The 13746-nt window shown below is 53.7% G+C and carries 12 protein-coding genes and 1 pseudogene; all 13 read left to right on the top strand.

From position 1 onward, the window contains the following. Positions 1–77: 77 nt before the first annotated feature. Positions 78–2057, top strand: a complete 1980-nt coding sequence (tkt, locus tag HMPREF1028_RS04120) for a transketolase (protein WP_009311556.1) — start codon at positions 78–80, stop codon at positions 2055–2057. Between the two features lie 423 nt (positions 2058–2480). Next, positions 2481–2783 carry an Imm21 family immunity protein gene (locus tag HMPREF1028_RS15120; protein WP_009311557.1) on the top strand — a complete coding sequence of 101 codons (303 nt, stop codon included), beginning with the start codon at positions 2481–2483 and terminating at the stop codon, positions 2781–2783. Between the two features lie 411 nt (positions 2784–3194). Then, positions 3195–5206 (top strand): annotated as a pseudogene (locus HMPREF1028_RS15790) (LTA synthase family protein). 301 nt (positions 5207–5507) lie between these two features. Further along, on the top strand, positions 5508–5945 hold the full coding sequence (locus tag HMPREF1028_RS04135; protein WP_009311560.1) for an acyl-CoA thioesterase: 438 nt from the start codon (positions 5508–5510) through the stop codon (positions 5943–5945). Between the two features lie 66 nt (positions 5946–6011). Next, entirely contained in the window at positions 6012–6602 is a 591-nt protein-coding gene (locus tag HMPREF1028_RS04140) for an outer membrane lipoprotein carrier protein LolA (RefSeq protein WP_009311561.1), read from the top strand. Positions 6603–6921: 319 nt separating this feature from the next. Continuing rightward, positions 6922–7830 carry a hypothetical protein gene (locus HMPREF1028_RS04145; protein ID WP_009311562.1) on the top strand — a complete coding sequence of 303 codons (909 nt, stop codon included), beginning with the start codon at positions 6922–6924 and terminating at the stop codon, positions 7828–7830. A 37-nt stretch (positions 7831–7867) separates the two neighbouring features. Then, positions 7868–8287, top strand: a complete 420-nt coding sequence (locus tag HMPREF1028_RS04150) for a nuclear transport factor 2 family protein (protein ID WP_003777642.1) — start codon at positions 7868–7870, stop codon at positions 8285–8287. 115 nt (positions 8288–8402) lie between these two features. Beyond that, on the top strand, positions 8403–8648 hold the full coding sequence (locus HMPREF1028_RS04155) for a GNAT family N-acetyltransferase (protein WP_003759129.1): 246 nt from the start codon (positions 8403–8405) through the stop codon (positions 8646–8648). A gap of 79 nt (positions 8649–8727) precedes the next feature. Then, positions 8728–9885, top strand: coding sequence for a beta-ketoacyl-ACP synthase III (locus tag HMPREF1028_RS04160; RefSeq protein ID WP_009311563.1), 1158 nt, complete (start codon positions 8728–8730; stop codon positions 9883–9885). A 27-nt stretch (positions 9886–9912) separates the two neighbouring features. Beyond that, positions 9913–10311, top strand: a complete 399-nt coding sequence (locus HMPREF1028_RS04165) for a hypothetical protein (protein WP_003777636.1) — start codon at positions 9913–9915, stop codon at positions 10309–10311. 128 nt (positions 10312–10439) lie between these two features. Further along, on the top strand, positions 10440–11432 hold the full coding sequence (locus tag HMPREF1028_RS04170) for a BtrH N-terminal domain-containing protein (protein ID WP_003759123.1): 993 nt from the start codon (positions 10440–10442) through the stop codon (positions 11430–11432). Positions 11433–11540: 108 nt separating this feature from the next. Further along, positions 11541–12455 (top strand): ABC transporter ATP-binding protein, encoded by a 915-nt coding sequence (locus HMPREF1028_RS04175; protein WP_009311564.1) that lies wholly within the window; start codon positions 11541–11543, stop codon positions 12453–12455. Then, the gene (locus HMPREF1028_RS04180; RefSeq protein ID WP_009311565.1) at positions 12452–13705 is read left to right on the top strand and encodes an ABC transporter permease; all 1254 of its coding nucleotides are present in this window, start codon (positions 12452–12454) and stop codon (positions 13703–13705) included. The genes HMPREF1028_RS04175 and HMPREF1028_RS04180 overlap by 4 nt, the downstream gene beginning before the upstream one ends. Positions 13706–13746: the final 41 nt, after the last annotated feature.

Below are 13746 nucleotides of genomic sequence, written 5' to 3' on the forward strand. Positions count from 1 at the left end.
TGCCCGAATCGGGCGATAATCAACGGGATTTTCTTTACCGTTACCGTTTCAAACCAATACAGCAAGGAAGGTACAAAATGTCTCAACTGGCAAACGCAATCCGTTTCCTCTCGGCCGATGCCGTTCAAAAAGCAAATTCCGGCCACCCCGGCGCACCCATGGGTATGGCGGAAATGGCGGAAGTATTGTGGACGAAATTCCTGCGTCACAACCCTGCCAACCCCAAATTCTACAACCGCGACCGCTTCATCCTCTCCAACGGCCACGCGTCCATGCTGTTGTACAGCCTGCTGCACCTGACCGGCTACAACCTGAGCATTGAAGACTTGAAAAACTTCCGCCAACTGCACAGCAAAACCCCCGGCCACCCCGAATACGGCTACACCGATGGCGTGGAAACCACGACCGGCCCGTTGGGACAAGGCATTGCCAACGCGGTGGGTATGGCATTGGCGGAAAAAATCCTGGCCGCCGAATTTAATAAAGACGGTTTGAACATCGTCGATCACTACACTTACGTCTTCATGGGCGACGGCTGCCTGATGGAAGGCGTATCGCACGAAGCCTGTTCGCTCGCCGGCACTTTGGGCTTGGGCAAACTGATTGTTTTATATGATGACAACAATATTTCCATCGACGGCAAAGTGGACGGCTGGTTTACCGAAAACATCCCGCAACGCTTTGAAAGCTACGGCTGGCACGTTGTTCCCAACGTAAACGGCCACGACACCGCCGCCATTCAAGCCGCCATCGAAGCCGCCCGTGCAGAAACCGGCAAACCGTCCCTCATCTGCTGCAAAACCTTAATCGGCAAAGGCAGCGCCAACAAAGAAGGTAGCCACAAAACCCATGGCGCACCTTTGGGCGCGGACGAAATCGAAGCCACGCGCAAACATCTGGGCTGGGCTTACCCCGCCTTTGAAATTCCGCAAGAAATCTACGACGCATGGAGCGCGAAAGAACAAGGCGCAAAATTGGAAGAGGAATGGAACGAGCTGTTCGCGCAATACCAAGCCAAATATCCTGCCGAAGCCGCAGAATTCGTGCGCCGCATGGATAAAAAACTGCCGGACAATTTCGATGCATACGTTCAAGCCGCATTGAAAGAAGTGTGCGCCAAAGCCGAAACCATCGCCACCCGCAAAGCCAGCCAAAACAGCATCGAAATCCTCGCTAAAGAGCTGCCCGAACTGGTGGGCGGTTCAGCCGACCTGACTCCGTCCAACCTGACCGACTGGTCGGGCAGCGTCTCCGTTACCCGCGACAAAGGCGGCAACTACATCCACTACGGTGTGCGCGAGTTCGGCATGGGTGCCATCATGAACGGCCTTGCCCTGCATGGCGGCGTGAAACCCTTCGGCGCGACTTTCCTGATGTTCAGCGAATACGAACGCAACGCCCTGCGCATGGCGGCGCTGATGAAAATCAACCCCGTCTTCGTCTTCACCCACGATTCCATCGGCCTCGGCGAAGACGGCCCGACCCACCAACCCATCGAGCAAACCGCCACCCTGCGCCTGATTCCGAACATGGACGTATGGCGTCCGTGCGACACCGCCGAATCGCTGTTGGCATGGGCGGAAGCGGTAAAAGCCGAAGACCATCCGTCCTGCCTGATTTTCAGCCGTCAAAACCTGAAATTCCAAGCGCGCAACGAACAACAACTGAACGACATCAAACGCGGCGGCTACGTCATCAGCGAATCCCAAGGCAACGCCCAAGCCGTCATCATTGCCACCGGTTCCGAAGTCGAACTGGCTTTGGAAGCGCAAAAAGCCCTCGCCGCGCAAAACATCGCCGTGCGCGTCGTGTCCATGCCGTCCACCAACGTATTCGACCGCCAAGACACCGCCTATCAAGCCGCCATCCTGCCCGAAGGCCTGCCGCGCATCGCCGTAGAAGCCGGACACGCCGACGGCTGGTACAAATACGTCGGACTGAACGGCGCAGTCGTCGGCATCAACCGCTTCGGCGAATCCGCCCCTGCCGAACTGCTGTTCAAAGAATTCGGCTTTACCGTGGAAAATGTGGTGAATGCTGTGAAATCAGTGCTGTAAGCGGCAGCCATCGCATCAAAGGTCGTCTGAAAACGGAAGATAAGGTTTTCAGACGACCTTTTTCATTCAAAACTGCCAAAATCGGCTTAACGAATAAATCCAAATATCCATACAGCTATGCAGCCCTTCTTACGCAGACGAAATAACACAGAAATTTTGTTAAGACATCACCTGAGACCTTTGCAAAAATAGTCTGTTAACGAAATTTGACACATAAAAATTTGCTAAAAAATTTTTAATCGAATAAAAACCTTCTGATATTGAGCCAACATTAGGAAAAGTAAGAGAAATTTTTCATTTTGGAAATGGCATTGAGCATAAACTTATGTAACTTATATTATTACAAAAGTCTCGAATATAGTTTTTGCTTGAAGTAACTTTAGCTAGATAAAATTTAAATTTTTAATACATAAAGGTTTTTTAATGAATTTTTTTAAAACGCATAATATTAGCACTTATGGTGGCCCATTAGTCATGTTACCAAAATCAGATGCCAATATATGGCAGGGCTGTGTAGATTTAAAACCAGAAGAGCATTATTCTTTAGCTTGTTCTCAGCATAACTATTTATCTGTTTTATCTGTGGAAGGTGTACAAACTATTATTTTAGGAGATGAACCTTTACCAACTTTTGCGGTACATAAACAAGATGCTAGTGAGATTTTTATATTCAGAAATTATTGGATTAATGATGAATCACACATTGACTCTCATATAAAAATATAGTAGATGGTCATCATAAATATCAGCCATTAGAAGAAATATCAATTTTTATTAATGGTATTGAATGGGTTATATTTGATAGTGCTTTCACCTTTAAGGATAAAGAAGATAGTATAGAAATAAAGTTTACTCATAAAAATTGCTTGTATAAAATCCAAACATATTTGTACGAAGTATCTGATATTTCTTTTTTAATTCATTCATTTAAATACTATAACGAACCGTAGCCTAAAACACTAATTTTATAGATAAGGTGCAGTGTTGACTGTGTGCGTTTTACCGTTTTAGCAAGCTGAGCCCCCTTCATTCCAAATAATCTTTTGCCATATCTTGAAAGCCGCACCGCTAAACCGTAAAATTAAACCTTACTAAATTTGATATAAATTTACATCCAACCCATCTTACCCGCCAATTATGATGACCCGCCTTGCCGCCTATCGGAAAACCCTCCTCATCTGCCTGATTTTATGGGTATCCATCGTCGCCGTTTTCTCCGCCGAACGTTTCTTCATGCTGCACCATTTCGTTTCAGACGACATCCGCAGCCGTTATGCGGGCGATTTGGCGGCTTTGTTTGCCAAAGGGCTGTTGTTCGACATCAAAATCACCTCCGTTGCCACCGCCTTCCCCTTCCTGATCGGGCTGTTCGGACTGGCTACGCAGAAAACCGCCGCCTTTACCCTACGTCTTCTACCTACCGTCGCAACCGTCCTTTTCCTGACCGTCTTTGCCGCCGCGCTGGGCAACTGGTTCTATTACAGCGTTTACGACCGTCAATTTGACGTCTTCGTCTTCGGGCTGGCGGACGAAGATACCCGCGCTGTCCTGAAAACCGTCTGGTCGGACTATCCCGTCATCCCCTGTCTTGTCGCCTTGATTGCCGCAGCTTTCGTTTTCGGCAAAATCTTCAGCCTCATCCGCCGCCGCACCCGCTTTCAGACGACCTCATGGGGGAAAACCGCTTGGATTGCCGCCATCCTCTTACCCATCCTCGCGCTTGCCGCAGGCATACGCGGTTCGTTCGGCAAATTCCCCCTGCGTCAGACCGCCATGCAGATTTCTGCCGCACCGCAAATCAACAAACTCGTTCCCAACGCCCTGACCTCCCTAAGCTGGGCAGTCAACGAATACCGCAACAGCAACGACTTCCATCCCGTCTCCGACGAAGACGGCAGCCGGCTCATCAGTACCCTGCTCGATAAAAAAACCGACGCCGACTTGACGCAGCTCTTTGCCCAAACCGCCGCAAACGCCGCCGTCGAAAAACACCGTCCCAACGTCGTTCTCACCGTCATGGAAAGCATGAGCGCACATCTCTTGAACATGGACAATCCCGAACGGGACCTCTTGGGCGAACTGGGCAAACACTGGCAGCAAGACTGGGTGTACCGCAAATTCGTTTCCGAGGGAGACGGCACCAGCGACACCCTGCACCGCTTCTTCGTCCGCAGCCCGCGCCTCAACCTCAGCCAATCCCTTGCTAAAAACAAACCTTCCCCGGCAATATGTTCAAACCCTATCTCGATGCCGGCTACCGCGTCGTCTATATTACGGCGGGCAACGGCGGCTGGCGCGATTTCGACACCTTCCTGCGGCACTTGGGCGTCAACGAAATCATCGATGAAAACACCCTCAAAACCCACTATCCCGAAGCAAAATCCGACACATGGGGCGTACCCGACGAATTCATGTTCCGCTATGCCGAAGAAGAACTCGCGCGCGCCGAAAAAAGCGGCACGCCCGTATTCATCATGATGATGTCCGTGACCAACCACCCGCCCTACCGCCTGCCCGCGCCGCATCAGGCGAAAAACTTCCGTTTGGACGAACAAGAGCAAAAACGCCTTGCCAACCTCGCCTCAGGCAAAGAGCTGAATGAAATTTTCAACACCTTCCGATACAGCAACGACCAACTCGGCCGCTTTATCGGCAAAGTGAAAACCATCGCGCCCGACACCATTATCGCCGCCACCGGCGACCACAATATGCGCGCCATCGGCTATCCCGAATCCGCCGATGCCGCACTCGGCCACAGCGTCCCCTTCTACCTTTACGTTCCGCAAGCCTACCGCGGCAGCGCCGAATACCATCCCGAACGCGCAGGTTCGCACAAAGACATCCTGCCGACCCTCTACAACTTAAGCCTGTCCAAATCGCGCTACTACCAAACCGGCTGCAACCTCACCGCCCCGCAACCCGATTCCGCATGGTGTGGCTACGGCTACAACCCCGAAGTCATCATCACCGAACGCGGTTTCTATCATCAACACAGCAAAGCATTCCACAAATGGGACAACAAAAACATCCAAACTACCGAAAGCCGCCCAAGCACGCCGGATAACGAAGACCAAGCCATCATCCGCCGCGCCTCGGCATATACGCCGTTTCTTGAATGGCAGATCAACCGGATTATCAGCACCCAATAAATCCGTTTATCGCCAAAGGTCGTCTGAAAAGTTTCAGACGACCTTTTTGCAAACCAACCATACCCCAGGCACTCCCGGCTTAAAGCAGATGCCGAACCATATCGTCATAGTGTAGTAAAATATAGTGGATTAACTTTAAATCAGGACAAGGCGAGGCAACGCCGTACTGGTTTAAAGTTAATCCACTATAAAACACACCTCAAACATCGCACCACATTGCATCCGCGCAAACAACGCCTTACCGTTTGGCGGCAAATCCGCTATATAATCTATGCCGCTTGCGCCCCACACAAGGAACCTCATGAAAAAACACATCTACTGCCGCCACAGCTTTGAAATCGAAGTCCAGTTTTTCGATGTGGACGCCATGCACATCGTCTGGCACGGCAACTATGTGAAATACCTCGAAACCGCCCGCTGCGCCTTTTTGTCCGCCATCGGCTACGACTACAATGAAATGGCGCGGCAGGGATACAGTTGGCCGATTGTGCAGATGAACCTCAAATACATCCGCCCCGCCCGCTTCGGTCAGAAAATCCGCGTCGATATGGACATCGTCGAAATCGAAAGCTGCCTGCGCATCGACTATACGATTTATGATGCGCAAACCAACGAAAAGCTCAACCGCGCTTCGACCACCCAAGCCGCCGTTTCGCTGGCAGACGGCCTGATGCAGTTTCAGACCCCGCAAAGCTGGTTGGATGCCGTGCAAACCCATCCGACCTTTACCCCCGCCTGACCTTCCCGTTTTCAGACGACCCCGACCCTTAAGGTCGTCTGAAAAACAAACCTGAAAAGGAACAACATGAAAAAAACACTTACCGCCCTCTTCCTGACCCTTGCCAGCCCCGCCTTGTGGGCGTTTTCCACCGCCGAACTCGCCCAAACCCTGCAAAAACCGTCCAACGTACAGGGCGCGTTTACCCAGCAGCGGCAGTTGAAATCCCTGAACAAACCGATGGTTACCGGCGGGAAATTTGTCCTGATTCCGAAAAAAGGCCTGTTGTGGCAAATGCAGAAACCGTTTGAAACCACCCTGCGCGTGCGCTCGGACGGCATCATGCAGTGGAACGGCAGCGCATGGACCAACCCCAACCAAGGCAAGGTTGGACAAAGTCAGCAAATCAAGCTCTTCCTCGACCTGCTCGGCGGCAACACGCAAGGCTTGGAAAAACAATTCAACCTCGCCCTCTCCGGCACTGAAAAGCAATGGACGCTGAATTTGACGCCGAAAACCGCCGTTACCCGCCAAATTTTCAACCGCATCGCCATCAGCGGCGACAGCGTGGTGCGCAAAATCGAGTTGGACGAAAAACAAGGCGACAAAACCGTGATGCAGTTCAGAGAAGTGCAAACCGGCAAACCGCTGGACGACTTTGCCAAAAAAGCCCTGTAAGCGGCATCATCCGACAGACCTGCAAAGTCATTCTGTCCACTTTTGAAGAACTTACCTGTCGGCTTGCCGCCCGCGTTTTTCCTCTCCGCATGAGAGGTTGAGCGAGGGCGGTAAGCCGCAGGTTTGCATTTTATCAGGCAGATATTTTTGCCCTAAGCCCAGTGATTTCAGGATATGCCATTTGCCTCCACTTTCACGCCTACCGCCCTTTTCAGACGACCTCCATTTATCCCACCCTATTGTTCTTTAAATAATTTTACAAAAAAGCTATAATAACCAATCATCAAATAATTTTTGTTAATACATAAAGGGAAACGACGTGAAAAAAGTGCTGCTGGTGTATTACTCGCAAACCGGACAGCTGGCGGAACTGGTGCGGAATTTCGCCGAGCCTTTACAGCAGGGCGGCGTCCATGTGGATTGCGTGAACCTTGAGCCGCAAGAGCCGTATCCGTTTCCGTGGTCGTTTTGGCGGTTTTTCAACACCTTTCCCGAAACCGTCCACCTGAAACCCGCGCCGATTCTGCCGCCCGCCATTCCCGCCGACGATTACGACGCAGTGGTTATCGCCTATACCGTCTGGTTCCTCTCGCCCGCGCAGCCGATTACCGCCTTTCTGCAACGGGAAGAAACCCGCTGCCTGCTCAATGGCAAACCCGTGGTAACGCTTATCGGCTGCCGCAATATGTGGTTGGGCGCGCAGGAAAAAATGAAGTCGCTTTTAGCGCGCAACGGCGCGAAACTCATCGGCAACATCGTTAAAATCGACGCATGCAACAGCGCCGCCAGCTTCATCACCACCCCCGCATGGCTACTGTCAGGCGACAAACAATACTTCCGCGCCCTGCCTTCCGCCGGCATCGCAGACGGAGAGCTGGCCGACGCGGCGCGCTTCGGCGCGAAAATGCGGGATACCCTGTTGCAAAACAAAACCTTGGACGAAACCCTGTTTCAAAACATGGGTGCGGCCAAGGTGAACGAAAAACTGATTTTCAGCGAAAAAGCCGCCGGACGCAGCTTTTTCCTGTGGGGCAGGCTGCTGATGGCCGCCGGACGTGTGTCCCCCTTGCTGCGCCGCGCCCTGCTGTGTTTTTATATCCTGTTTCTGCTGGCGATGATTCTGGTGTTGGTACCGGTAAGCGTATTGGTGAAAAAACTGCTGCATCCGCTGCTCAAAGGCCGTCTGAAAAAACTGGCGGATTATTACGGCCAACCTTCCGGCGGATGAACCGGATTGCGGGCGGCAACCTGTAAGGAGACTGTATATGGACGATTTTGAACGCATTTACCGCGACTGGCACGAATATGCCAAAAACCGCGACACCGACGCGCTGATTGCGCTGTATGCCGACGACGCCGTATTTGAAAGCCCGCTGGTGCCCGCGATTATGGATACCGACAGCGGCATCCTGTGCGGCAAGGCCGAAATCCTGCGTTTCTTACAGGAAGGCACGCGCCGCCGTCCCAACGATTTGGTGCGCTGGTATCGGGACGGCCGCTATTTCGTTACGGGCGATACGCTGGTGTGGGAATACCCGCGCCAGACGCCCGACGGCGATCAGGTGGATATTTTGGAAGTGATGCGGCTGGAAAGCGGCAAAATCAAGCACCACCGCATTTATTGGGGCTGGTTCGGCACGCAGATGCTGACCGCTTCGGCACTCGCCAAAGCGGTTAAGGCTTGACGCCGGAAGCCGCACCGACGTTGGCAGAGGCCGTCTGAAAACGACCAAAATGTTTTACAGCAACGGCCGACGACAGTTTTGCTTTTCAGACGGCCTCAAATACAGAAAGCACTCCATGCCCGAAGTGATCCATTACCCCGAACGCCGCCGCTTCCAAATCGACATCAACGGTTTGGAAGCAGGCTACATCAGTTATACCGAACACAACGGAGGCTGGGACGTGGACCATACCGAAGTTTCGCCCAATTTCCGCAATCAGGGCATCGCCCGAATGCTGGTGGATGCGTTAACGGCATATGCCGAAGCACACGGCATCCCGCTCACCGCAAGCTGCGATTACGCGGCGCGGTTTATCGGCTGACCACTTATCATAGTGAGACAAAATAAGGCAAGGCAACGCCGTAGTATCCATATTTTGTTTCGCCATATAACAAAGAACCATGATTCCAAATAACACACTCAAAAACGTTTACCTCAACCGTACCGCCGCCTTCCTGCCCAACACGCCCGTCGGCAATGATGCGATAGAAGCCGTACTCGGCATGGCGGGCGAACTGCCCTCGCGCGTGCGACGCATGATTTTGCGTTCCAACGGCATCCAAACGCGGCACTACGCCATAGACCCCGACAGCCGCCGCGCCACGCATACCAATGCCGAACTTGCCGCCGAAGCAGTCCGCCGGCTGTTCGCACAAGGCATCAAGCCCGAAGACATCACCAGCCTGTCCTGCGCCACGTCCTACCCCGACCAAACCATGCCCGGACACGGCGTGATGGTACACGGCCTTTTGGATATGCCCTCCTGCGAAGTGTTGAGCATGGCGGGCGTGTGCGCGGCAGGCATGGCGGCGATGAAACACGCCTACAACGCCGTACGCACCGGCGAACACGCCCACGCCGTCGCCGCCGCGTCGGAAAACGCTTCGGCGGTGATGCGCGGCGAAGTGTTCCAACACGAAACCGACCATAAAAAGCTGGAAAACGCCTCCCCCGAAATCGGTTTTGAAAAAGACTTTTTGCGCTGGATGCTGTCGGATGGCGCGGGCGCGGCATACTTGTCCGACCGCCCCAATTCAGACGGCCTCAGCCTGAAAATCCGCTGGATAGAGCTGCTCTCCTACGCCAACGAAATGCCGCCCTGCATGTATGCCGGCGCAGAATTCCGCGACGGCGTGTTCGAAGGCTGGAAACACGCCGACCCCGAATACAGCCGCCGCCACAGCCTGATGGCGGTCAAGCAGGACGTAAAACTATTGAACGAAAACATCGTCCGCTACACGGTGGAAAAACCGCTCGCACAAATCGCCGCCAAACACGGCATCCGCACCGACGAAATCGACTGGTTCCTGCCGCACTATTCTTCCGGCTTTTTCCGCGACCGTCTTTCAGACGGCCTGAAAAACATCGGCTTTGAAATCCCGCAGGAAAAATGGTTTACCAACCTCTACACCAAAGGCAACACCGGCTCGGCATCGATTTACATCATCCTTGAAGAATTTATGCGCACTTTCCCATTGGAGCGCGGTCAAAAAGTTTTGTGCTACGTTCCCGAAAGCGGGCGTTTCTCAACTTGCTTTATGCTTTTGGAAGCGGTATAGCAAACTGAAAAAAGGTCGTCTGAAACTATGGAAATCAAAGACATCCCGCAAGATGACAGCGAAAGCTACCACGGACATCTGAAAGTCATTTACGGCACGCGCGACGGGCGTTACGAAGCCGGTACCAGCAGCGGCTGGCAGGACGAAGCCTACGCCACCGAAATGGCGGTCGCCGAACTCGACGAACAAACCCGCGCCGCCCGCGAAGCGGTGGCACGGGGCGAATATTCGCCGCTGTATTACCATATGTTCCGCTTCCGCCACGACGAAGCCGGTTTGGCAATGGCCGCGGGCGTATGGAAATGGCAACTCCGCCGCCACCTGCGTCCCGAAATCTTCGCCAAGCTGCCAGACAAAACCCTGCAAAAATACGCCGACGCGCTGCAAATCAGCATAGACGAATTGAAGCGGACGGACGCGGATTAAGGCGAACCGGCCCTTACTGACGGCGGCAAGCTGCCCTGATTTGTTTTTTCAGACGACCTCGTCTGTGTTTGAAACGCAGCCGCCTAATTATAAAAATACTTCTAAACAGATATCTGATTGATAACCCCATGACCGAATTCCCACACCAGCATACCGCCCACTGCGAAAGCGGCGTAATGTCCACGCTGCTCAAATACCACGGCCACGATTTGGACGAAGCCATGATTTTCGGCATCGCCCATGCGCTGACCTTTGTCTGGCTACCCGTCGTCAAACTGGGCGGCATGCCGCTGGTTTCCTACCGCATCGCACCGCGCGGCATCATCAAAAACACCTGCAAGGCATTGGGGCTGAAATTGTCCGCCCGCAAATTTTCCAATGCCCAAAAGGGACAGGACGCGCTGGATGCCGCGCTTTCATCGGGCAAACTGGCGGGTTTGCAGACCTCCGTATTCTGGCTGCCGTATTTCCCGCCGCAAATGCGTTTCCATTTCAACGCACACAATCTCTTGGTATACGGCAAAGACGGCGGCGACTACCTTATCAGCGACCCCGTATTTGAAACGGTGCAGCGCTGCGCCGCCGAAGATTTGCAGCGGGCGCGTTTCGCCAAAGGCGTATTGGCCGCCAAAGGCATGATGTACACGCTGGAAAACGACAGGTCGTCTGAAAAAGTTAAGGCCGATTTACCCGCCATCATCCGCAAGGCCATACGCAAAAACGCCAAACAAATGCTCCCACCCGTTTTTTTCGTCGGCGTAAAAGGCATCCGCACGTTGGCAAAAAACATCGAAGCCCTGCCCGCCAAACGAAATGAAAAATACCAAAAGCTGTTCCTCGGCCATCTCGTGCGGATGCAGGAAGAAATCGGCACCGGCGGCGCAGGTTTCCGCTATATCTACGCCTATTTCCTCGAACAGGCCGCCCGTATCTGCGACAACCCCGCGTTTCAGACGGCCTCGGAACAAATGACCGCCATCGGCGACCAATGGCGGCAGTTTGCAGCGATGTGCGTGAAGCAGTGCAAAAAGCCGTCCGAAAACGGCTGCCGCGAAATCGCCGCATTTTTGCGCAAGATTGCGGATGATGAAGAAGCGTTGTGGCGGGGATTGTTGAAATAATGGGGAATCATGCGGTATCGATAAATTTTCTGTAAACGTTTGCGCGCAGGTAAACCGATGCCGTAGCGATTTCACTATGCTCCACCCATACTAAGGCCGTCTGAAACCATGATTCAAATCCAATCCCTCTCCCACCGTTATCCCAAGGCCGAAACTGCCGTGCTGGACGATGTGTCGTTTGATATTGCCGACGGCGAATGTTTGGGGCTGCTCGGCCACAACGGTGCGGGGAAAACAACGCTGATGTCGCTTTTGGCCGGCTTGCAGGAAGTGCGGCAGGGCGAAATTTTGTTCGACGGCAAGCCGTTGCGCCTGTTAAGCCGCAGCGAGCGGCAGAAAATCGGTTTGGTGCCGCAGGATTTCGCGTTTTATCCGCAGCTTTCTGTGTGGGACAACCTGCTGTTTTTCGCCTCGCTTTACAAAGTACGCGACAAAGGCCGTCTGAACGCGCTGTTGGAACAGACCGACCTGACCGCCCACAAAAACAAAGCGGCAAAGCATCTTTCGGGTGGGCTTAAACGTCGTCTGAATTTTGCCATCGGCCTGATTAACACACCGCAACTGGTGTTCCTCGACGAAATCACGGTCGGCATCGACCCGCAGTCGCGCCGCTTTATCCTCGACAGCGTGGCAGATTTGACACGGCAGGGGGTAACGGTGGTTTACACCTCGCACTATCTGTCGGAAATCGAGCAGCTTTGCGGCAAAATCGCGCTGCTGCAACACGGCAAGCTGGTGTACCACGGCGGTTTGGACGAGCTTCTGAGTACACAAACCGGTGTCGTGCGTTTTACCGTCGAACCGCCGCTGCCGCCTCAAACGCTGGCCGCTTTGGGTGCAAAGCAAGTGGACAGCCGCGGCATGATGGAAACGGCGCACGATGCTGCCGCCGTTTACGCCGCCCTGCAACAAAGTGGCGCGCAAATCCGCTACTTCCAGCAGGGACACGGCTCGCTGGAAACGTTTTACCTTGATTTCCTGCGCAAAGACGAGCCAGCAACAGATAAGCAAAACCCACAATGACGACTTCCTCCCTCCTCAAAGAACTCAAACTGCTCTGCCGCGACCTGCACGGTTTGGCGGTGTTGTTTGTGATGCCCATCGCCTTCATGCTGATTATGTCGTTGGCGCTGAGCCGCGACCAAGATCCACACACCGACAGCCGCATCGCGCTGGTCGGCGCGGCAAACGACAGCGTCAATACCGCGCTGGCCGCCGCGCTGGAAAAAGAGCAGATTCATGTCACGCGGATGTCGTCTGAAAAACTGATTGACGCGCAAAACGGCCTGCACGACAAGCGTTTCCAACTGGTGCTGCACAACCCGAACCCCGCTTCCGGCAAAATCGCCGACAACAAAGCCTTGCAAATCTATGTACCGCCCGATACCGAGCCTTCATGGCTGGCGGCGGTCAAAGGCGTTTTGCAGCAGCATTACACCCAAACGCGGCTGGACGCCTATTTCGACAGCAACGACGGCATCAAAATCGACAATAAAAAACTGCCCCGTTCCATCCGCAAAGACATCCAGAAAAAAGTCGATGAAAAAAACGACGAACAATTCGCCGCAGTGCAAACCTTTTTAGATAAAAAAATGCTGGAAGAACACTATCTGAGCGCAGGCAGCGGCACGGTGGAAAAACCCAACGCCGTACAGCACAGCGTACCCGCATGGCTGATTTTCGGTATGTTTTTCATTATGATACCGCTGTCGAACGTCATGGCTCTGGAACGCCAAACCAACACCATCACCCGCCTGCGTCTCGCCCGCGCCTCCGCGTCCGGCCTGATTGCCGCCAAACTCGTCCCCTATTTCCTGATTAACCAGCTCCAATTTGCCGGAATGCTGCTGCTCGGCCGCTACCTTCTGCCCGAAATCGGCGTGCCCGCCCTCATACTCAACGGCAGCCTTGTTCCCTACGCGCTGCTGTCCGCCGCCGTCAGCGCCGCCGCACTCGGCTACGCGCTTCTAATCAGCGTCTGCGCCAAATCCACCGAACACGCCGTCGTCCTCGGCGGCGGCGGCATCATCCTGATGGCGGCAATCGGCGGCATTATGGTCCCCGCCCACGTCATGCCCGAAACCATGCAGCAACTCACTTGGATGTCCCCGATGGCATGGGGCTTGAAAGCTTTTCAAGAGCTGCTGCTCAACCGCAGCGGACTGGACGGAATCGGCCGCTACCTCATCCTGCTGTCCGCCTTCTCCGCCACCACCCTGACCGCCGCCGCGCTGGTTTACCGCAGGCAGTTGCAGACGCAGGTGCGGTTTTAGGTCGTCTGAAAAACGAGTGTGGCGGGTTGCACTAAAACACA

Origin of the sequence: Neisseria sp. GT4A_CT1, assembly GCF_000227275.1 — a bacterium.
GTDB lineage: Bacteria > Pseudomonadota > Gammaproteobacteria > Burkholderiales > Neisseriaceae > Neisseria.

Bases quoted from the DNA above. Each gene is read 5' to 3' on its own strand.
- HMPREF1028_RS04155 (WP_003759129.1), top strand. From the start codon at position 8,403: ATGCCCGAAGTGATCCATTACCCCGAACGCCGCCGCTTCCAAATCGAC.
- HMPREF1028_RS04160 (WP_009311563.1), top strand. From the start codon at position 8,728: ATGATTCCAAATAACACACTCAAAAACGTTTACCTCAACCGTACCGCC.
- HMPREF1028_RS04170 (WP_003759123.1), top strand. From the start codon at position 10,440: ATGACCGAATTCCCACACCAGCATACCGCCCACTGCGAAAGCGGCGTA.
- tkt (WP_009311556.1), top strand. From the start codon at position 78: ATGTCTCAACTGGCAAACGCAATCCGTTTCCTCTCGGCCGATGCCGTT.
- HMPREF1028_RS04150 (WP_003777642.1), top strand. From the start codon at position 7,868: ATGGACGATTTTGAACGCATTTACCGCGACTGGCACGAATATGCCAAA.
- HMPREF1028_RS04135 (WP_009311560.1), top strand. From the start codon at position 5,508: ATGAAAAAACACATCTACTGCCGCCACAGCTTTGAAATCGAAGTCCAG.
- HMPREF1028_RS04180 (WP_009311565.1), top strand. From the start codon at position 12,452: ATGACGACTTCCTCCCTCCTCAAAGAACTCAAACTGCTCTGCCGCGAC.
- HMPREF1028_RS15120 (WP_009311557.1), top strand. From the start codon at position 2,481: ATGAATTTTTTTAAAACGCATAATATTAGCACTTATGGTGGCCCATTA.
- HMPREF1028_RS04140 (WP_009311561.1), top strand. From the start codon at position 6,012: ATGAAAAAAACACTTACCGCCCTCTTCCTGACCCTTGCCAGCCCCGCC.
- HMPREF1028_RS04175 (WP_009311564.1), top strand. From the start codon at position 11,541: ATGATTCAAATCCAATCCCTCTCCCACCGTTATCCCAAGGCCGAAACT.
- HMPREF1028_RS04165 (WP_003777636.1), top strand. From the start codon at position 9,913: ATGGAAATCAAAGACATCCCGCAAGATGACAGCGAAAGCTACCACGGA.